The organism is Pusillibacter faecalis, from assembly GCF_018408705.1.
In the GTDB taxonomy this organism is placed as follows: Bacteria; Bacillota; Clostridia; order Oscillospirales; family Oscillospiraceae; genus Oscillibacter; species Oscillibacter faecalis.
This window is the reverse complement of record NZ_AP023420.1, coordinates 681,597-702,336: the sequence shown is the minus strand read 5'-3', so window position 1 is coordinate 702,336 and position 20,740 is coordinate 681,597. Positions and strand designations below refer to the sequence as shown.

Here is a 20,740-nt window from a genome sequence, read left to right as displayed (position 1 = left end):
AAGAAGTCTTGCGAGGGAGGAGACACATCTATGGGAAGATCTGGCGGAGGCAGAAGCGGCGGCTTCCGGGGAGGCGGCTTTTCCGGCGGCGGACGCAGGTCTGGCGGCTTTTCCGGCGGCGGGCGGTCCTTTGGAGGCAGCCGATCTCCAGGGGGATACCGGCCCGGCGGAATTCGCACAGGTCCGATCATTATCAACAGCCCTCGCTATGGAAGCGGGGCCTACGGTTCTCCGAACCGCCATGGACGAGGCGGTGGCGGAACGATACTGGGTACCATCGTGGTGGTATTGGTGCTGGCGGTAGTGTTTTTCGCAGTGATGGGGAGTGGCTCCGGCAGCGGTATCCAGAGTTCTACATATGAGAGGGAGAGACTGCCCGCCTCTGCGGTCACAGAAACCGGGTACTATACCGACGAGGGCGGATGGTTTTCCAATCGCAGCCAGCTGGAAAGCGGCATGCGCCAATTTTATCAGGAGACCGGGGTGCAGCCCTACTTGTATCTGCTGCCCAATGGCTCTGTCACCTCCACCACAGAGTTGACCGCCATGGCAGAAGAGCTGTATCCGCAGCTTTTCACAGACGAGGGACATTTTCTTCTGGTGTTTTGCGATAACGGCGCCGGGTCCTACAACTGCGGCTATACTGTGGGGAGCCAGGCAAAAACGGTGATGGATGACGAGGCGATTGCCATTCTGGCGGATTATTTGGATCGCTACTATAATGACTATTCTATCAGCGAGGAGGAGATCTTTTCAAAGGCCTTTGCCGACACAGGAGAGAGGATTATGACCGTGACTAAATCTCCCCTGCCAGTGATCGCTGTGTGCGTAGCGGTGGTTGTGGTGGCAGTTCTGATTTTTATCACGCTGAAAAAGCGGCGCGAGCAGCGGGAGCGGGAACAGAAGCGGGCAGAAGAGATTTTAAAGACGCCTCTGGAGAAGTTTGGCGACCAGGAAATTGAGGATTTGGCAGATAAATATGAAAACCAAGACCTATCATAAATATTTTATTTGAGAGGAGATCAAAGATATGGCAATTCTGGAGCGTTTTGCAGATATTATCAAGGCCAACATCAATGACCTGCTGGACAAATGCGAGGACCCGGCAAAGATGATTGACCAGTACCTGCGGGACTTAACTGAAGATCTGGCAGAGGTGAAGAAGGAGACTGCCGCTGTGATGGCAGAGGAGACCCGGACCCGGCGGATGCTGGAGGAGAACACCGCTGAGGTCAAACGGTATGAGGAGCTGGCAAAAAAGGCCCTGACTGCCGGCAATGAGGGGGATGCCCGCGTGTTCCTAGGCAAGAAGCAGCAGCTTGCGGACAAGGCTGCCAGCCTGCAGGCTACCTACGACGCGGCCCATGCCAATGCGGAGAAGATGCGTCAGATGCATGACAAGCTGGTTGGGGATATTGAGACCCTTCATGGCCGCAGGGAAATGGTCAAAGCAAAGATGGCTGTGGCGAAAACCCAGGAAAAGGTCAACAAGGTGGGGGCCAGCGCAGATAAGGCGGCTGGTGCCATGAGCGCCTTTGAGCGCATGGAGCGCAAAGCGGATCAGATGCTGGACCAAGCCAATGCCATGGCGGAGCTGAACACTGCGCCAGTGGACGAGGCTGCCGCTTTAGAGGCCAAATATGCCTCCGCCGCAGGGGATGCGGCAGTAGACGAAGAGCTGGCGAAACTGAAAGCCGAGCTCGGATTGTAAACCAGAGAAAGAAGCCGCCGCTGTCTAAAAGACAGCGGCGGCTTTTTGTATCATGTGCGTCCAAATAGTTTGGAACGAAAACACTTCAGGCCAGGAAGCCCTCCAGAATCCGCTCTTCCGCCTCCTCCGGCGTCAAGCCCAGGGTTTCCAGCTTCAAAAGCTGGTCTCCGGCGATTTTCCCGATGGCGGCCTCGTGGACTAACTGCGCCTCCGTACAGTTGGCGGTAATGGCGGGAATGGATTTGATTTTGGCCTCTCCCATGATGATGGAGTCGCACTGTACATGGCCAAAGCAGGCGGCGTTGCCCACCATTCGGGGATAAAACACCTGGCTGGATTGGTCCTGGGCAACGGACCGGGAGATCACACGCCCCTTGGAACCTTCCCCGTCCAGGACGATTTCCATGTCGCTGTGGGCCGACTGGGTGCCATGAGTTAACAACCGCTCCGTGATCACCGCCTCGGCATCTTTGCCGCAGACAATTTTGGTATAGCGCTTGGTGGAATCTACGCCCCGAATCTGAACGGTGTCCATTTGGATGGAAGCACCTTCATCCAGGTATACAATGGTCTGGGGGTTAAAGACCTTCGCACCCGTCCCATCGCCCTCGGCATAGTGCTTTTCGCTGTAATGCACATGGGAGTTCCGGCCTACATGGAAGGTATGGATACCGTCATGCCGGGATTCCTGATCGCCACAGTTGTGGATACCGCAGCCCGCCACAATGGTGACGTCACAGTTTTCACCGATATAAAAGTCATTATATACAGTCTCCTCAATGCCGGGCTTTGTAATAATCACGGGGATGTGGCAGGTCTCGCCCACAGTACCGTCCAGAATTCGGATATCAATGCCGCTTTTCCCATCGGCACGATTGTCAATCTTGATATGCTCTGTGGACTCCCGACCGTCACACCCGCAATCCTTGCGGATATTGAATGCACCGACAGGTTTTCCCAGCAGGTCCGCAATTTTCTCCAACAGCTCGCGGTCGATCTCAGTGTCCATCATCGCGCCTGCACCTCCTTGCTCAGTACCGGACAACCGCTCAGCGTGTCCGCCAGAATCTTTGGCAAAATATCCTCCGCGCTGCCACGATGACGAATGGTACCATCCCCGACAACCACTACCTCATCTGCCAGGGAGATGATTCGCTCCTGGTGGGAGATGATGATCATGGTGGCGCCGCCTGTTGCATGAATCTGCTCGAAGGTCTCTGTCAAGCGGGAAAAACTCCACAGGTCGATGCCCGCCTCTGGCTCGTCAAAAATCATGAGCTGGCTGTTCCGTGCCAGGATGGAGGCGATCTCAATCCGCTTGACCTCGCCGCCGGAGAGACTCACATCCACTTCTCGGTCCAAGTAATCGTTGGCGCACAGGCCCACCTTGGTCAGATACTGGCAGCACTGATCCTTGGAAAGCGCCTTATCGCCGGAAGCCAGAGTCAGCAGATTGCGGACCGTCAGCCCTTTGAAACGGGGCGGCTGCTGGAAACCATAGCTGATCCCAAGTTTTGCGCGGGAGGTGATGTCCAGGCTCGTAATATCCTGACCGTTCCAGAAAATCTGACCGGAGGTTGGGGTCGCCAGTCCCATGATGATTTTAGCTAGCGTGGTTTTGCCGCCGCCATTAGGGCCGGTGAACACGACCAGACGGTGATCGTCAATGGTGAGGGAAATGTCCTTGAGAATCCCCAATTCTCCGGTGCTCTCTTGAACGGAGTAGCTGATGGATTTCAGTTCCAGCATGGTATTTGGAACCTCCTTTGGTGGAAAAATACATTTAACGCATTTATTTTAGCAGATACACAGGGAAAAAGCAATGCTAGTATTGCCGGATTTCCCAGGGCTGTGGCAGGGGAAAATTGGCTGGGTAGATGGCTGCGATGTTCATGCCGCAGCGCCACGGGCGGGCACATCGCAGTACCTTTTCGCATAAACTATGAAAAAGGAGGGACTCACTATGGAACAGAATTTACATACACCGGAGGTATATGACTTCCGAAGATATGATCATCTCTGGCAGCGTGTGGCCCCTGGGCTGGAGCCTTATCCAGCGCCTGGGCAGGACGCGTCTGCAAGGGGAAATCCTCAGACGCCCGCCTTTGATGAGACAGAGGCGGCAGTACCAGCGGCAGCCCAGACCAATTCTACATCCGCATTGACACCGGCACAGCAGGACAGTCAGCTTCCAGGCGCGGCACCGGACCCCTGCTGCATGGGAAGCGCCGCAGCGGAGATGCTGAGCGTACTGGAGGGGTTTATTGAGGAGGAACTGGGAGACCAAAGACATCTGCAGGCAATGGTGCGCCAATCGCCATCCTGGGCCCGCCAGCGCCTGCGGGACATGGCGGCGGAAGAGGGAGAGCGGGCCAGAAGGCTGATGGCGATCTACTATCTGATCACTGGCGAGTGCTATCGGCCCAGCATCAGCAGCGAGCGCATCACAGTGGGCCGCTGGTGCGCTGCGCTGCGGGAGCGCTATCATGCCGCAGCTTGCAACGGCCTGAACTACGCGCGAGCGGCAGAGGGAACCACGGACCCCTGCCTGGCCAGCCTGCTAGAGGAGCTGAGCGATGGAGAATACCGCCAGGCTAACGCCCTGCTGGCCATGCTGGAGAGAAGCCTTCGCGGGTGAGAGACTCCCCCGGTTTTAGGCCGGGGGAGATTTCCGTTGCACCAGGCTTTGAATTGTGATACAATAACAGCAAAACAGCCATTGTACATGGACTGAAAAGATGCGCCACAACGGTGCTTTGCACCTGTGGTATCATAGAGCCGCAAAGCTGCTGTTGGGCATGGATTTGGTAAATCTACAACGATCATCCAGATATGTGGTACAACGGTCGCAGAACGGCCGTTGTACCACATCGCTCTCTCGGTGCTGGGTGTAGCGAGGAAAGGTGAGAACGTGGCGGGGCAGTGGCTGTGAACGCAGAAAAAAGCCCTTCGCCGGAGTCGCGGAGACAGGAGGACAGACATGAACAAAGTTATTACCATCAGCCGGGAATATGGTGCCGGAGGACATACCATTGGAAAGCGGGTGGCCCAGGAGCTGGGAATTGAGCTTTACGACAAAGATATCGTTCGGGAGACGGTGCGAGCCAGCGGCTATGACACTGAGACGGTCCAGCAGGAAGAGGAGGAGGTTTCCAAGACCAGCTCGTTCCTCAAGAGCATTCTGTCCAACAGTGTATATTATCCCAATATGCAGGATGCCATTCACGACATCCAAAAAGCGGTAATTCTGCGCTATGCGCACACAGGCCCCTGTGTCATTTTGGGCCGCTGCGCTGATGAGATTCTCCGCTCCAGCGGGATTCCCTGCCTGAATGTTTTTATCCATGCCGGAGACATCCATCGGGCGGAGCGGCTGCGGCAGATGACTGGCGTGGCGGACCCAACGGAGCTGCAGCGAATGATGGCAAAGAAGGACAGCCTCCGCCGCAATTACTATAATCACTATACAAACCGACAGTGGGGCGACAGCCATAACTATCATCTGACGCTGGACAGTGGCGTTCTGGGCGACGAGTTGTGCGCACAGATGATTATCTCCGCCGCCCGCGGCATGCAGTGACGGCGGATTGGAGCGATGTTTACTGGCTTTACGGATGAGACCGTGGACTTCATGTGGGGTATCCGCTTCAACAATGAGCGATCCTGGTTTGAGGCCCATAAACAGGTCTATCTTACGCACTTCTATCGTCCTATGTGCGATTTGGCGGATGAGGTGTATGAGTTTTTGCGGCAAGAGCGGCCGGACGCGGGGCTGATCCGCAAGGTGACACGCATCTATCGGGATGCCCGCCGGCTCCACGGCCGGGGACCCTATAAGGAGAGCCTGTGGTTCACGGTAGAACAGCCAGCGGAGCAGTGGACCAGCCGTCCCGCGTTCTGGTTTGAGCTGATGCCGGAGGGATGGAGTTATGGAATGGGCTATTGGATGCCAAAGCCCGTTACCATGGCCAAGCTGCGGGCTCGTATTGACCGGGACCCCAGGACGATGGAGAGACTTACCCGTGCGCTGGGACGGCAGAGAGAATTTACCCTGGATGCGGAGAACTACCGGCGTCCAAAATCTGCCGCACCCTCGAAGCTGCTGGAGCCGTGGTACCAGGTGAAATCCTTTACCATCTCCCATCAGGAGAAGCTGACGGACGAGCTGTTCAGCCGGGAGATTGTAGGGCGGCTGCGGAGTGGATATGCGTTTCTATTGCCCTACTACGATTATTTTGTAACACTGGACGGTGACCCGGACCCCCGGGAGACGCCGTGACAAAAAGGAGAGATACCAATGAAAGCTTGCCCAAATCGGGAGGCTGCGCTGGCCCTGTTGAAAAAGTATAATAGCGAGCCCTTCCATATTCAGCACGCACTGACGGTGGAGGGCGTGATGCGCTGGTATGCCCAGGAGTTGGGTTACGGCGAGGACGCAGACTTTTGGGCTGCCGTGGGCCTTCTGCACGATGTGGACTTTGAGAAGTGGCCGGAGGAGCACTGCCAAAAGGCTCCAGAGCTGCTGGCGGAAATCGGTGGCAGCGATGAGCTGATCCACGCAGTATGCAGCCATGGCTACGGGCTTTGCTGCGATGTGGAGCCTGTTCATGAGATGGAGAAGGTGCTCTTTGCGGCCGATGAGCTGACAGGGCTCATCGGCGCCGCCGCTAGGATGCGGCCCAGTAAAAGCTGCCAGGATATGGAGGTCAGCTCCCTGAAGAAAAAATTTAAGGACAAGAAGTTTGCTGCGGGCTGCTCTCGGGATGTGATTACTACCGGTGCAGAGCGCCTTGGGTGGACCTTGGAGGAACTCATGGAAAAGACCATACTGGCAATGCGCTCCTGTGAGGAATCTGTTTTTTGTGATCTGGAAAATTTTTAAAGTCATGAGTGCCGCCCCCAAAGTCCATCCTCTGGATGGCTTTGGGGGCATTTTTGGACGATATCGTTTTTTGGAGAAACTTTGCGTATGTCCCCGCTCTCGGGCTTGACTCCTGCGGACCAATGATACGCTCAAAGGGCCTGACAGCGATCTGCATGGAACTAAGGCATCAATCTAGAAATAGCTGGCTGCCGGCATTTTGCCGGCAGCCAGCTATTGAGCCCTTATCCTTCCCCGAGCGCTGAGGAGCAGGAGCAAAGGCAATCGCCAAACAGCTCCAGTTTGGCTTGAAGGGCAGTTTCTAGCTGTGTGATGGTGCGGATCATTTCCTCCACACTCTCGTTGAACTCTAAAAGCTGGGAGGGCTCTACGGTCTCCAGACTGACAACCCTTTGAAGCTTTTCTCCCTCCGCGTTGAGGATATGACTGAGGGCGGCTTGTTCCAAGGCCACAGATTCAATTATATCGGTGATAGCCTGACAGCGGGTGGTCTGGCTGGGGGAGATGACCGGCATTCCCATGAAAAATCAACCTTTCTCATATTAGATTGTGAATTGCAGATTCCTATTCGCAGGTAAATGTGGGCGCCTTATTGTGCCGCTTCCGTACCCTCACAGAGGCAGTCGCGGAAGAGACTGAGCTTGCCGGACAGGGTGTTTTCCAAGAGCGCCACAGCATCCGCCATAGACTGAACAGATTGGTTTGCCCGCAGGAGCACAGATGGCTCCACGTCTGGGACAGCAATGATCCTCTGGAGCTTTTCGCCTTCTGCGTTCAAAATGTGTGCAAGGGCGGCCTCTTCCAGCGCCACGGATTCAATCAGGTCCGTGATGGCCTGATACCTGGTATCCCGAATATCAATTTCGACGCTAGAGGAGTTGTTGTCAGGATTGGGGTCTGGCGTGGTGGAGGATATGGCCGCTGTATTTGTGATACTGCCAGAGGCCGCAGAGCTGACGGCCCCCCGGATCAGGATGGTTTTTGCCGCGCTGGCCACCAGAGTACCCAGAGAGAGGGCACCGGCCCAGGGCAGAAAGGTGGCGCCGCCGTCGAGGGAATATACCGGATCGATGAGCAGAGCCGGAATGGTATCGGTCAGCATGACAGCATCTGCGGAGTCAGGCCCCAGATTGGAGACACGGATGGTATAGGTGATGGTTCCGCCGGGGGAAACCGTCTCGGAGCTGGCGGTTTTCATGATAGATAAATCGGCAGAGGCCGCAGAGACTGGAACCGTGACAGAAGAGGAATTGTTGTCGGGGTTGGGGTCCAGCGTAGTGGAGGACACAAAAGCAGTATTTGTGATACTACCGGAGGCCTGCGGACTGACCATGCCTCGAATCAGAACAGTTTCCGCCGCGTTGGGAGCCAGAATCCCCAGAGAGAGGGCACCGGCCCAGGGCAGAAAGGTGGCGCCGCCGTCGAGGGAATATACCGGATCGATGAGCAGAGCCGGAATGGTATCGGTCAGCATGACAGCATCTGCGGAGTCAGGCCCCAGATTGGAGACACGGATGGTATAGGTGAGCGTTTCGGCGGGGGAAACCGTCTCGGAGCTGGCGGTTTTCATGATAGATAGATCGGCAGAGGCCGCAGAGACTGGAACCGTGACAGAAGAGGAGTTGTTGTCGGGATTAGGGTCCAGCGTGTCGGAGGACAGGACTGCCGTATTCACAATGGAGCCGGCAGCAGAATCGCTCACGGTGCCCCGAATGAGAATCACTGCGGATGTGTCAGCCTCTATGGTTTCCAGATTGAGAGGGCTGGACCAGGGCAAAAAGGTCGTGCCATTGTCCAAGCTGTATTCAGGAGCGAGGAGCTCGGACGGAGCTACGTCTGCCAGAACCACATTTCTAGCGTCCGAGGGGCCAAGATTGGAAACCAGAAGACGGTAGGTGATTTGCTGACCCGGTGTGACTGGGGTGGGCGGTGCGGTTTTGCTGACAGCTATATCCGCTGACTCAGTGACCGGAATTATGACGGTAGACGTATTGTTGCCTGGATCAGGGTCCGGTGTGGCGGAAGATACCGATGCAGTGTTGGCGATGCTGTCAGACACGTCAGAGCCGACGTTTCCGCGGAGCAGGATGATTTCAGATGCGCCCGCGGCAAGGGTACCAAGCTCCAGAGTACCACTCCAGGGCAGGAAAGTGGCGCCGCCATCGGCGGAGTATACTGCTCCCAGGATTGAGGAGGGAACCGTATCGCTCAGCGCCACGCTTTGTGCATCTGATGGACCGAGGTTGGAGACAGTGACGGTAAAGAGGATGGGTTCGCCGGCGGTGACAGGGTCTGGCGCGGCGGTTTTCGTCACCGACACATCGGCCGACATAGCCGCATCCACATCAACGGTGGAGATGTTGTTATTGGGATCAGGGTCGGAGGCATCGCTGCTTACAACCGCTGTGTTAAAAATGATGCCGGAGGCGGAGGGAGACAGCGTTCCCCGGATCAACACAGGCTGGAACTTGCCGCTGGGGAAGGTTCCCAGATTTAAACTCCCCGCCCAGGGCAGGAAGGTGGCGCCCTGATCCAGACTATACTCTGGGGCCAGAACCTCCGGAGGAACCGCATCTGTCAGCGTCATGTTGTCTGCCGTGTCCGGCCCACTGTTAGAGACCAGAACCGTGTACAGGATTTGATCGCCCGGAACAGCAGGGATGGGCTCCACGGCTTTCACCGCCTGTGCGTCCGCGATCGGGCCAACCAGTGCTTCGGGGCACATGGTGGCATCGTTGAAGCTGGTGGTGAATGTGGTGGAAATTTGGATTCCGACGGCGGTATTGCCGACAATCGTAAAGCGGAATACGCTGCCGTCTCCGTTATAAATGGCAAACAGAGCACCAGAGGCATCCATGGCCACTGCGCCCCAGGAGCGTCCGGCGGGATTCAGACCAGGGAATCCAAGCAGGGTGGTGGTCAATCCCGTGACGACGCCGGTAGCAGGATGGACCCGCATCACCTGCGCGGTCGTTCCAACAGACCGGATGCCGTATAAAAAGCCATCTGTTGGGCGGAAAGCCCAGTCACTGATGTTTACGGCAGTGTTCAGCGCCGTGCCGAAGCTGCTGGTCTGTTCTGCAAAGTCATTGGAAGGGTCCACGAGCTTCATAAACGTGGCGGAATTGGGAGCCAGGTCCACTGTATAGAACCTGGCGGTATCATTGACCATGAGGAACAGGTGGCCGTCTAGGTCAAAGGCCCCTACGTTGTAACTGATGGATGGAAGCCCGGTGGGATTTGGCGCCAGCTGCATCAGGAGCCGGTTTTCGTCTGCACGGACAAGGTGCCCGGTGCTTTGATCATAGCCATAGATATAGTGGTCCAGGCTGTTATAGCCGATGGCGTTGACAGAATTGGCTGGGTTCAAAAAACCCCGAAGTGTCGCGGCGCCTGTTACAATGTCCATATCAAACCACTCCGTGGGGGTGTTGACAAACTGTACCATGGCTGTGGTGCACTTCAGAGGAGCGTCTACAGTATCGTGGCTGAAGTTTTGCCCGCTGATGGTGGCGCCGGCAGTGATCTGTGCCGCTGTAACAGAGAGGTTCCGTACACGGGGACCATTGGAAAGTGAAAAACCGGCAGGCTGCGTCAATACAGTGGGCGGACAGTCCGATGCAGCAGACACGGTCTCATAGATTCGATAGGTTCCAGCAGCGGCGACGGAAAAGCTGTATACGCCGGAGGCGTCTGTGAATGTTTGAACGCAGGCGCCGGACGCCGCATTGAATAAGGTCAGATATACATTGGAAATTCCGGGTTCGCCGGAATCCCAGACACCATTATGATTGCGATCGTCAAATACCATACCGGTGATGGTAACTGGCATAGCATCATCTCCAAATGATAGATTCCATATCCGAGGCAGTGCCCCCGGATATGTACAGACTCCGCATCCAAGCGTTGATCGCGATGTGCCTCCATGAATATGAGCGCTTCGGATAACGGATGGAGCCTGTTTTGCGCTCAATAGCAGTATATGCCGGCGGGATGAAAGTGGTTTCTGCGAACACGGAAGCTGTCTGATGCGCAGCGGCCTCCGCATGCATATATTGAGAGTACTCCCAATCATCACTGCAAGAGAGAGGAGTCCCATGTTTACAATCTGTTCTGAAATCCCCTTGCCAGGTTTTTGCTGGTATCGAGGAATCGCCTTTGACGGGTGTCAATATTACCTGACATTCCGGTGCGCGTGCAAAATCGCTGTGCTGGATTGTGATTTTCGCTTGATAGAACTCGTAAAAACACGCAGAATCTACACTGCAATCTGCTATGATCCCAAGCGAGACTGCTTTTGGGCTGCTTCAGATGCGTGCCGATCCACGCTGTTTAAGCTCGACCACTGCCTGCGGGAGATTGACCGGCTTGCGGTATGTCTGGAAAACCACAGCTTGTTTACCGGCGTTTCATTCTGCTGCGATACAGGAAGGCTGCTGGTTGCGGCAGGCAACAGTCTTGTGGAGGTTGATCCGGAGAGGGACACGGTATGTCTGCTGCGGGAGGAGGGGAAACACGCGCTGATTCTCTCGGCCATATGCCTCCCGCCCTATATCATGTTTTGTGTGCTGCGGGGCTGTAAGCCGTATATTGTCCTGCTTACCCATACCGGGGCCCTGCTTGCAGAGGAGCAGATTCCGTCTGTCGGAGCTGTGGACGCTATCCTGCAGGACCCATGCAGGCCGAATTCGTGCGGGTTGTTTCTGCTGACTGACAAACACGGGTGCTATCCATATCTGCTGAAAGCGACTCTGGAGGAGCAGATTTGCAGCAAGCTCCGCCCATGCAGCCAGGAGCTGCGATGTATGCACCGAACACCATGCCGCCCCTGCCGCCAAAGCGCCTGTGACGATGTTCTGGAATCCATTGCGTTGCAGGAGGCGGCCATCGCCCACATTTTAAATGCGGAGGGCGAGAAGCTGCAAAAGAGTACGGAGATATCCACCTCCATCAGTGAGCTGCTCGAGGTGAATGCCTCCGTGCAGGAGACCCTCTGGTATGCCACCTTTTTGGAGAGGGTACTGTCCGACAAGCTGAACACACTGCAGGGGATGTGCTGCTGTGTGCCGGCTCCCTGGTGCGGTTTCTGGGACTGCGGTGACAGTCCCTGGCAATGGGGTATCGAATAATGGCCCTGTACCAGGGCCCACGAAACAGTGGCAAGCGGAAGCCGCCTCAGAAGAGTGGCTTCCGCTTACCTTGATGACCGGCACATCGCCGCACGTCCAACGCCGAGGGCCTTTCTGCGGCGACGGGCGGTTGTGGCATGTACGGATAGGGATGGACACGAAAAGGGACATAAAAATCACCGCAGGTGAGCGATCCCATCCCTAGACAGATCGCACTCACTTTCAAGACGTGCATCTCCTGAACCCTTATGGTGCTGAGCGACGTGATGGACCAGGGTGAACATACAGGGAGATGCCTGCATAAAGCCATAGCACAGGGGGGCGGTTCCGTACATGTTCCCAGTATATCCATCCATAGCGGGGGCTCACTTGTTCCAAGGCAAACGATGCAGCATTGACTTATCTGGCGCGTCGGTTTCCTGGTGGGCGTCGGAGAAGATCTGAAAAGCGGTAACAGAATGGAATCGCTTTTGACTGAGAAACCAATATACTCCATAAACCGCAGGTTCCAAGGCTTTGACATGGACCCTGCGATGCTGCTACCGGCATGATGAACAGACTGCCCTGCGGCATTGGCATGGGATCTGAGATAGCCTCAGCAACCAGAGCGTGGGTACGTACATCCCGATCTTGGACAATCCCCTTTGGGGACTCGGACAGCATGTCCGTCCGATTCGTTCTTTGCAAAACCAAGAAGTGGGGGCCCCTATGCCTGCGGATGCTGGAAACGGACTATCGTTCCTACCGGAAGGCATCCGGGGGTCTTTTGATTTGACCTTATTGCTGCACATGTTATCTTTATGAAACCTTAATTTATAGATGGAATCTTTATGTGGATATTAACTGCCTTCATGCTATCATGAAATCCATATCTTAAAACTGGATAGCAGTTCTTAACGGAACAGATAGGGTGAAGAGATGGACTATGGAATCCTGACGCTGATGCCAATCGTTGTTGTTATTATTTTGGCACTGCTGACAAAACGGACATTGGAACCGTTAATCGCAGGCACTGTCGTTGCCTATATCATCATCAGCGGCTGGAGCTTTCCCACTGCCTGGATGGGCGCTTTCTTTGAGGTCGCTTCCAACCGTGATCATCAATGGGTGTTTATGGTGTGTGCGCTGTTCGGAAGTCTGATCGCTCTGTTGGGGGCAGCCCATGGTACGCTTGGCTTTTCCAAATTTCTTGGAAGACTGTGCCGGGGGCCTAAAACGACTCTTCTTGTGACCTGGATCATGGGAATCTTGATTTTTGTGGATGATTACCTGAATATCATGACACTGAGCACCAGTATGCGAAAGCTGACGGACCAGCAGAAGATTCCCAGAGAAGCACTGTCCTATGTGATTGACTCCACCGGTGCTCCGGTCTGTGCCTTGTTGCCGTTTTCCACCTGGGCTATCTTCTTTTCGGGGCTGTTCTATGCCGAGGATGGCATCCCGGCGCTGGGGTATGGCAGCCCTATTGAGACGTTTTACCATATGATTCCATTTGTGTTCTATGCAATTTTTGCAGTCATCCTTGTGCCGTTGTTCAGCCTTGGGTGGCTGCCGAAAATGGGCCAAATGCGAAAGGCATATGACCGGGTATGGACAACGGGACAGCCCTATTCCGCTGAAAGTCAGGATTTGAATCTGGAGGATGCGGAAGATGGGCCTGCTGCCCGGATCAGCGGAAATGTACTGGATTTTGCACTGCCCATTGGCGTGCTTATTGTGCTGGCGATCTGGAACGGGGAGTTATTCCTGGCGGTGCTCGGAGCCATCCTCACCTGTATGGTTCTCTATATTCCGCGGAAGAAATTATCCTTGGCAAAGTTTTTCGACCTAGTTATGCATGGCTTTTGTAATATGATCCCTACAATCGCTATCATTTTCTTTGCCTTTGTGATGCAGGAGGCCATGACTGACATCGGCATTGCCGGCTATGTCATCAACTTGGTGGAGCCCATGATGAGCGCACCGGTATTTCCTATGATGACCTTTTTACTGGTGGCTGTTTTGAACTTCAGCACCGGAAGTGTCTGGGGCATTCCTGCAATCGTGACGCCCATTATCCTGCCATTGTGTTTCTCCATTGGCGCTAATCCGCTGCTGACGATGGGCGCCATCATCTCTGGCGCGGTCTTGGGCAGCCACGCCTGCTTCTACTCCGATGCCACAGTTCTGACATCCAGCTGCTGCAAAATGCAGAATATGGACCATGCGCTGTCCCAGCTTCCCTACGCCATGCTGGCAGCAGGCTGCAGTGCGGTATGCTATCTGGGATTTGGCTTTATGATGTGAAGGGTGAGATCAATGCATTTTGTTCTGGGCGATATCACCAAAATGGACACGGATGCCATCGTGAATGCCGCGGCCTCTGACTTGAAGCCCTGTGACGGGATTTGTCGTGCGATTTTTCGTGCGGCGGATACCAAAAAACTGATGGAGGCCTGTGGGAAAATAGGCCGCGGGAGGATCGGTGAAGCGGTTATTACACCCTCCTGTGGACTAGCTTGTAAATACATTGTTCATGCGGTAGGCGCGGGATGGTACGCAGATGGACGGCAAGCAGACCTGTTATTTGCGGATTGCTACCGCCACGCGCTGCAGGCAGCTTTTTTGTATCATTGCAAAAGCGTGGCGGTGCCGCTTATGTTCTCCGGGGATTTTCACCTGCCTCGTCCCAAGGCAATCCGCATCGCTGGAGATGTGATCCGGGCATTTGAGAAGACGCATCCCGGAATGGAAATTTTTCTGGTCCTGTATAACAAAAGTATTTATGAGATGGCGGTTAAAATACTGGCCCAAACGGAGGAAAATGATCATGGACATGAAAGCGTGCGATAAAATGATCCTGGCAATCATCCAGGACGACAGCTATCAGGATGTCATTTCAGAGCTGAATGAAAGTGGTTTTTATGCTACGATCCTTCATTCCAGTGGTGGATTTCTGAAAAAACAGAGTGTTACGATTATGATCGGATTGAATCATGAGGATCTGGAGAAGGCTTTGAAAATTCTGAAAAGTCATGGAAAGCGTACCGTGATGCAGCAGCAGGTGCTTTTCACCGGGGGAACGCCGCAGCCTCTGGCGGCGACGGTTCCGATCCCTGTTCGTTGCGGCGGTGTCGTGTTGTTTGTCCTGGATGTAGACAGGTATGAGCGATACTAAAGTGGGCAGGCGAAGCAGTCACTTCTCACCTGTCGCTGCCATCCCCGGTGCGGACGTGCCGGAACTGCTGGATTGCTGTATCACTGCGACGTGGAAGAAGACTATGAATTCACAGAAGAAGTACGGTTACAGGGGATGAGGGGACAGTCTTCTGCTGGCGCTATGATGCAGAAGGATGGCTTCCCACCATGGCTGCATTGGAATTCGGAGCCAAAGGCCGGAAGAAAACCACGCCGCCGCTCCGTGGACGGCAGTAGTTTCCTTGAGGCTTGCAAATGCAGCATCTTCTTCCGGAAAATAGGGCGGGACCGGATGCCCTCTCTCATTCCTGGTATCTTGCAATCTCCACCTCTCGTCCAATGTACAGGACAGGGATGCGATTCATTGCGACTAAGGCGGATATATATTTAGACTGTAATACGAACCTTGGCGGTTGCTGTTCGCGGAGTTGCATATCATATTGCATATCATAACTCAAGGGTGATTCGGTGTAATAAAAGAAGGGCCTGGTTTGTTGTAAAACCATGAAGATTTTGATAAGGGACATTTTGATTTCCGATCCAAGCAAGTGCCTTTATTGTTGTCTGGAGCTTCATCATGGTCAAACGAAAAATCACCGCCAATTTGGCGGTGATTTTTCTTGAAATGGCAAGGGGTAACAATCCGAATTCTCTCAGGTCGTTTGCGATTTTACTTGAGAAGCACCCAACCGGCCTTCTGGCCGGCGGCTTTGCTGACCCCGAGCATCGAGATACCGAAGGGTGGAGCGACCAACAGAAGCGAAACCCAAAAGAAAATGCCACCTGTTGAAACAAGTCACATTTTCTTTTGGAAGGGGAGGTTAAAATCGATAATTCCCCGCACAATGCTCTTTTCAAAAATTGAAACAATGTCAAATCAGCGACTTGATTTTTCAGACCGTTTTGCCATTTCTCATGTCCGGCGCCAACTCGACAGCAAAAAACTGAAGATATCAAGTCCAACCAATAGTTTATGGTTTCTTAGGACTTTTGTTTGTACAGTTTCGGCAAGCGCGACCCTCACGGGTCCGATCGATAATCTTTGCCTGCCATCCTTCACCACATCTTCTGCATCGCCACCATACGATTTTGTTGGAATATGGTCTAAACGCCTCTGGGGCACATTTGTTTTTGAAAAAATCCCATTCTTCAGCAATAGCCGGAAATTCTGTGACAAGATTATAGTCCGGAGCGGCTACTTTGCCCGCACATACCGGACAACCAGCCCCCAAGAGCGTCCTTGTGCGGATCACCGCCTGCCACTCATGGCCTTTTTCACAGAGCCACCATGCTTTATTGCTGGAATGGTTTGTCACTTGATCAGGGGTCAGTGCCTCATTTTTCTCAGGATGCCATTGCACCGCAATATGCGGACTCAGTGTAGCTAATGAGTTTTCCTTACAAACTCGTTTTCCCATACAATATGGGCAGTTCCCAATGCCGCTGACGCGGGTATTGATGTTCATCTGCCATTCATGACCTTTTGGGCATTTCCACCAGACCCTCTGTCGGCTCTTCAATGTCACATCGTGGGCAGAGAGGGGCAAATTTTTGTTTGGATGCCACTCTAAAGCCAGATCGGGACGTGCACCTGCCAGGGATGTTTCTTTTGTGGGAAGCCGTCCGTTACAATAAGGACAGCCATTATTTTTGATTTCATAAGCAATTTTTCTTTTCCACTCATGACCCTGTTGACACTGCCACCAGACCTCACGGTCCGAATTTGCAGCCACATCATGAGGCGTCAACGGTGCATTTTTATTCGGGTGCCATTGTCGGGCGATATGTGGATAGATATATGCAAGGGAATTCTTCTCCCAGACTCGCTTTCCAGCACAGTATGGACAGTCTGTACCACCAGTTCGGGCTGAAATTTGGGCTTCCCATTCATGACCGTAAGAACACCGCCACCACACCTTTCGATTGGACTTCGGTCGAAACTGTTCCGGTAAAAATGCGCCGTTCTTGGCCGGATGCCATTCCGCTGCCAGCCTCGGATGCAGAGCCGCCAGATTTCCTTCTGGGGTGACCCGGCGCCCGGAACAGTAGGGACATTTTAATCCCAAATAGGTGCGGTTGCTGACCTTCTCCTGCCACTCATGGCCCGCTTTGCATTTCCACCACACTTTTTTGGAGGAGGAATAAGATACGGTATTGGGATTCCATTCTGTAGGATTTTTGTCATAGTTCCATTCAAAAGCCAGGGCAGGCCGAAGGATAGACAGAGCATTTTCCTCACTGACACGATGGTGCGAGCAATACGGGCAACGATTTCCCCTACTTCCATCACTGACAGACATTTGCCACTCGTGCCCCCTTTTGCACTGCCACCACACCTCCTTTCCGGAACCTGGTGTAACGTGCCAGGGTGTCAATTCCCCGTTTTTAGTAGGGTGCCACAATTTGGCCAAATCTCTGTTCTGCGCGGCTAACGATGTCTCTCGGCTGACCCGTTTCCCTGAGCAATACGGACAATTGTTCCCTCTCATGCGGTTGTAGACACTGCTCTGCCACTCATGACCTTTGGAACACATCCACCAGTATTTTTTATTTGCAGTCACCGAGACCAGATCCGGTGTAATCGTGCCGTTTCGGGTTGGATGCCATTCGTTGACCAATTCAGGTGCCTCCTGGGTCAGATTGTTTTCTTTGCGCCGGGAAATGTATCCTGACATGATGTTCTGGCTGTCTCTCTGGATATCTGGGCGTGTGACAAGGCACAAATGGTACCGCTCATTCAGCCAAGCAATCAGCCTTTTCATCAGATCTTCTACGAAAAGATACTTTTTGTAGTTCTTTGGTACCAGTTGCCACAAAACATTATCGACCGCCGGCGTAGGCTGCTTTTGAGTATGCTCTTTGATCCGCAGAATCTCGATACGAGCCTCCCTCATGGCTTGTTCCTTTTTCTCCTCGGTTTCTGTGGATATCAGTCCTTTGTGGTAGTAGTAGCCATCGTATTCGATGGCCAAATTAAGTGTGGGAAGAAAAATATCTACTTCCCATCCTTCAATTTTCAGACGGTTTTTCGCATCCGGAAATAAAATCTGTAAATAGTAATAGACGGCCTGCTCTGGGAATGAGATATTCTGTTCCTTTTTGCACAGAGGGCAGTTGCTTGTGCGGCCCATGGTACGATAACATATCTTTGATTTCCATATGGTATCATGGTGGAAATGACACCTCCACCATGCTTCTTTTTCACTAAAAGGTAAGTAGTCTGTTGGTTTTCCGCCGTTCTTTTCCTCTACCCATTCCTCTGCGATCCATGGAAATTGCGTTTTCAAGTTATATTCCGGGCTGGCACGCCGATGCGTACAGTATGGGCAATCCCCGGTCTGACCAGCACGACTGTTGGGAGATACCTTCCATTGGTGGCCTTTTTCACAACGCCACCAAAACGGCCTGTTGTCCTGCGAGAATATTTGGTCGGGGGTAATGCCATTTCGTTCACTGTCAAATTGGTCGGCTAACTTTGGGGCGCATGCGGCAAGACTATTCACCGCTGGAACCAGAAACCGCCCAGAGCAAAATGGGCATTGCGTAGACTTATGTCTCGTTCTTCTCGCTGGTGCCGCAGTCCACCTGTGCTCTGGCTCTTTCTCACAGAGCCAGTGATACTTTTGCTTGGTGCGATAATAGACATCTGCTGGCCCACATTTATTGTTTTCATAGTCCCATTGTTGCAGGATTTGCTCCTTTCCGTTTTGTTCACACCATGCCTTAAGTGAATCTTGATGATGCATAGACATCTCCTTTTCTGTTTTGTTTGAGCGGCATTTAACTTTATCATATTTATCATTTTAAATCAATATATAAAAATATTATTTTCAGACTGTTGTGCATGAACAAGAATCAGATCAACTGCGGTCGTTTATGGCGTAATCAACTTATTGTCTTGGGCACGAGTCGCTGTATCTGATGTAAAATCCAGGACTTTTGCGGTTACAATGGATTATGGGAAAAGTACTTTAGCAAATGATGTGGTTGGAGAAGATTTTGGGCGTAAAGTCGTTTTGAATACAATATCACCTTCGAGTTTACGTAGAATCAACAAGATTAATGTCGGAGGAAATCAAAAAATCAGCAATGAGCAACTCCCGCTCGAATCCGACATTGACGGTTTTGGCTTTGACATAGACCGGGATTTGGTTGGTACGATCACTGGCCAATCGAATGATGACAACTTTGCACACGGTATTATGACCGGTAGCGACCAACTAAATTTAACTGTTACCGTAGACGTACAAAATCTTTCTAAATTTCCCAAAAATGCGTACGCACGTTATACCGCCAGTTGTTACAAAGATCCATTTGGATGGATTAATCATATTCGACGGTTTAAGAGTAAATCAATCATTGACGAACTGGACAGCAAAGTGATTGGCTTGATTAATGAAGGTTCTCCTAAAGTATGGATGGCTGTTCCGGAAGTAATCGAATGGGAAAATATTGCGGGCTTCAAATATGCGGGACGTGACCTCCATAACTATATTGAGTTGAAACTTGTTTGCTCCACTTTCAGAGAGCCGCTTACTCGTATCGATCAACTCAAAAATAAAAATATTGTAGCTATCAAAGCAGATAGCGGAGAACAATATACAAGCTGGCAAGCGTATAAATGTTTGTATAGCGAGGTCGACCATAATGGCGTTTCGTATTGCATCAATAATGGACGCTGGTTTAGTGTGGATCAGGATTTTGTGCATATGGTGAACGAAGAATATGAAAGAATACCAGTTTCTGAGATGGAATTTTTACCGCACAGTGTAGAGTACACAAGGGAAAACGACTACACTCAAGCCTTTGTAACGCCCTCCCCGGATCATCTCCTATACATGGATGCAAAATTGGTCAGTCATGGTGGTGGTCGGAGCAAGATTGAATTATGTGATATTTTAACTGAGGATAAAACCTTTATTCATATCAAGCCATATTCGGGTTCCGCCATATTGAGCCATCTATTTAACCAAGCTGTTGTATCGGCGGAACTTGTGATGAGTGATCAAGAATTTCGTGAGAAAGCAAATGCGGAGATAAGGGATGTAGGCGGTTCAAAAGGTTTCCAAATCCTGGTAGGTTGCCATCCCAGTGTTATTTTGGCAATTCTATCTGAACATAGTGAGCCGAGGCCTCCCCTTCCATTCTTCAGCAAAATTGTGCTTCGTTATGCTTTCAGGAAACTGCGTACTTGCGGTTGTAAGGTGTACATTAAAAATATACCGAAAGCAATCTAATTGGATATCCCTCTGCGCTTCTGTACGGAGGAATATCCCACTTTTAATTAAGCGAAGTGGTCATATCACAGTATTCCCACTATTTGTAGTCCTCGTTTGATACGCCCCTTCATCTCCTGCACTTTGTCAAATGTCTCCCTGGCAATAATCGGGTTTATACGCCATCCTCCACCAAGCACATATCCAACTGTTCATCGTTTTTGATTTGTGTCCCGGTCAGGAAATCCGGCGTATAAGTTTTCTACATCAGTACCTGCCCCACATATTTCTCGTTATTCAACATTCGGTCGATGGCGGAGGTGCTCCACTCCCTCTTTCCTGTCACTGTCTTGATCCCATGCTCTTCCAAGTAGCGCTTAATCTTCCACACACCGTTCCCCTGCACATAGAGATCAAATATCTTCCGTACGATCTCCGCCTCCTCCGGGACAACCTGTAGCACACCGACCGGTCTTTTTGTGTAACCAAGAAATTGAGAATGGTTCAACATTGTTTTTCCACTTTTCATCCGTCGCTACAACCCGAACTTGATATTGTCGCTTTTGTTCTGGTTTTCTGCTTAATCAAAGGCGGCATATAAATCAACAACACTGTCTGGGTC

19 protein-coding genes are annotated in these 20,740 nt (G+C 52.4%); 13 read left to right on the top strand and 6 right to left on the bottom strand.

The features are described 5' to 3' along the window. Positions 1-30 precede the first annotated feature (30 nt). The gene (locus tag KJS55_RS03515) at positions 31-1,002 is read left to right on the top strand and encodes a hypothetical protein (RefSeq protein WP_213542654.1); all 972 of its coding nucleotides are present in this window, start codon (positions 31-33) and stop codon (positions 1,000-1,002) included. Positions 1,003-1,030: 28 nt separating this feature from the next. Continuing rightward, the gene (locus KJS55_RS03510; protein WP_187032631.1) at positions 1,031-1,711 is read left to right on the top strand and encodes a PspA/IM30 family protein; all 681 of its coding nucleotides are present in this window, start codon (positions 1,031-1,033) and stop codon (positions 1,709-1,711) included. Positions 1,712-1,796: 85 nt separating this feature from the next. Here KJS55_RS03510 and KJS55_RS03505 read toward each other — a convergent pair whose 3' ends face one another. Together KJS55_RS03505 and KJS55_RS03500 are read right to left on the bottom strand one after the other, a co-directional pair. Then, on the bottom strand, positions 1,797-2,723 hold the full coding sequence (locus tag KJS55_RS03505; protein WP_187032629.1) for a SufB/SufD family protein: 927 nt from the start codon (positions 2,721-2,723) through the stop codon (positions 1,797-1,799). Continuing rightward, positions 2,720-3,460: an ABC transporter ATP-binding protein gene (locus tag KJS55_RS03500; protein ID WP_187032627.1), complete on the bottom strand. Its 741-nt coding sequence runs from the start codon at positions 3,458-3,460 to the stop codon at positions 2,720-2,722. Before KJS55_RS03500 ends, KJS55_RS03505 begins: the two co-directional genes overlap by 4 nt. Before the next feature lie 214 nt (positions 3,461-3,674). Between KJS55_RS03500 and KJS55_RS03495 the strand changes: the two genes are divergently transcribed. The 4 genes from KJS55_RS03495 (at position 3,675) to KJS55_RS03480 (ending at position 6,593) form a co-directional block, all read left to right on the top strand. Further along, positions 3,675-4,349: a ferritin-like domain-containing protein gene (locus KJS55_RS03495; RefSeq protein ID WP_213542653.1), complete on the top strand. Its 675-nt coding sequence runs from the start codon at positions 3,675-3,677 to the stop codon at positions 4,347-4,349. Positions 4,350-4,691: 342 nt separating this feature from the next. Next, positions 4,692-5,291, top strand: coding sequence for a cytidylate kinase-like family protein (locus KJS55_RS03490; RefSeq protein WP_187032623.1), 600 nt, complete (start codon positions 4,692-4,694; stop codon positions 5,289-5,291). 15 nt (positions 5,292-5,306) lie between these two features. After that, complete coding sequence (locus KJS55_RS03485; RefSeq protein ID WP_187032621.1) at positions 5,307-5,990, top strand: DUF2461 domain-containing protein; 684 nt, start codon at positions 5,307-5,309, stop codon at positions 5,988-5,990. A gap of 18 nt (positions 5,991-6,008) precedes the next feature. Continuing rightward, positions 6,009-6,593, top strand: a complete 585-nt coding sequence (locus KJS55_RS03480; protein WP_187032618.1) for an HD domain-containing protein — start codon at positions 6,009-6,011, stop codon at positions 6,591-6,593. Between the two features lie 224 nt (positions 6,594-6,817). Here the strand turns inward: KJS55_RS03480 and KJS55_RS03475 are convergent, their stop codons facing one another. Both KJS55_RS03475 and KJS55_RS03470 read right to left on the bottom strand, forming a co-directional pair. Continuing rightward, positions 6,818-7,114 carry an alpha-helical endospore appendage domain-containing protein gene (locus KJS55_RS03475; RefSeq protein WP_187032617.1) on the bottom strand — a complete coding sequence of 99 codons (297 nt, stop codon included), beginning with the start codon at positions 7,112-7,114 and terminating at the stop codon, positions 6,818-6,820. 68 nt (positions 7,115-7,182) lie between these two features. Further along, the gene (locus tag KJS55_RS03470) at positions 7,183-10,425 is read right to left on the bottom strand and encodes a DUF6923 family protein (RefSeq protein WP_213542652.1); all 3,243 of its coding nucleotides are present in this window, start codon (positions 10,423-10,425) and stop codon (positions 7,183-7,185) included. 265 nt (positions 10,426-10,690) lie between these two features. Here KJS55_RS03470 and KJS55_RS03465 point away from each other — a divergent pair, with 265 nt between their 5' ends. The 6 genes from KJS55_RS03465 (at position 10,691) to KJS55_RS03440 (ending at position 15,692) form a co-directional block, all read left to right on the top strand. Then, the gene (locus tag KJS55_RS03465; RefSeq protein ID WP_213542651.1) at positions 10,691-11,722 is read left to right on the top strand and encodes an alpha-helical endospore appendage domain-containing protein; all 1,032 of its coding nucleotides are present in this window, start codon (positions 10,691-10,693) and stop codon (positions 11,720-11,722) included. A gap of 918 nt (positions 11,723-12,640) precedes the next feature. Then, positions 12,641-14,011, top strand: a complete 1,371-nt coding sequence (locus KJS55_RS03460; RefSeq protein ID WP_213542650.1) for a Na+/H+ antiporter NhaC family protein — start codon at positions 12,641-12,643, stop codon at positions 14,009-14,011. 12 nt (positions 14,012-14,023) lie between these two features. Continuing rightward, positions 14,024-14,557, top strand: a complete 534-nt coding sequence (locus KJS55_RS03455; RefSeq protein WP_213542649.1) for a macro domain-containing protein — start codon at positions 14,024-14,026, stop codon at positions 14,555-14,557. Continuing rightward, positions 14,535-14,882 (top strand): cyclic-di-AMP receptor, encoded by a 348-nt coding sequence (locus KJS55_RS03450; protein ID WP_187032607.1) that lies wholly within the window; start codon positions 14,535-14,537, stop codon positions 14,880-14,882. The genes KJS55_RS03455 and KJS55_RS03450 overlap by 23 nt, the downstream gene beginning before the upstream one ends. Beyond that, positions 14,869-15,021, top strand: coding sequence for a hypothetical protein (locus KJS55_RS03445; RefSeq protein ID WP_187032605.1), 153 nt, complete (start codon positions 14,869-14,871; stop codon positions 15,019-15,021). The genes KJS55_RS03450 and KJS55_RS03445 overlap by 14 nt, the downstream gene beginning before the upstream one ends. Positions 15,022-15,479: 458 nt before the next feature. Then, entirely contained in the window at positions 15,480-15,692 is a 213-nt protein-coding gene (locus KJS55_RS03440) for a hypothetical protein (RefSeq protein ID WP_213542648.1), read from the top strand. 181 nt (positions 15,693-15,873) lie between these two features. Here the strand turns inward: KJS55_RS03440 and KJS55_RS03435 are convergent, their stop codons facing one another. Further along, positions 15,874-18,648: a zinc-ribbon domain-containing protein gene (locus tag KJS55_RS03435; RefSeq protein ID WP_213542647.1), complete on the bottom strand. Its 2,775-nt coding sequence runs from the start codon at positions 18,646-18,648 to the stop codon at positions 15,874-15,876. Positions 18,649-18,795: 147 nt separating this feature from the next. Here KJS55_RS03435 and KJS55_RS03430 point away from each other — a divergent pair, with 147 nt between their 5' ends. Beyond that, positions 18,796-20,139 carry a DUF6119 family protein gene (locus tag KJS55_RS03430; protein WP_228300448.1) on the top strand — a complete coding sequence of 448 codons (1,344 nt, stop codon included), beginning with the start codon at positions 18,796-18,798 and terminating at the stop codon, positions 20,137-20,139. A gap of 241 nt (positions 20,140-20,380) precedes the next feature. On the opposite strand, the gene KJS55_RS03425 is transcribed toward KJS55_RS03430, so the two are convergent. After that, a complete protein-coding gene (locus KJS55_RS03425; protein ID WP_213542645.1) occupies positions 20,381-20,629 on the bottom strand; it encodes a recombinase family protein in 249 nt (82 codons plus the stop codon). Positions 20,630-20,740 lie beyond the last annotated feature (111 nt).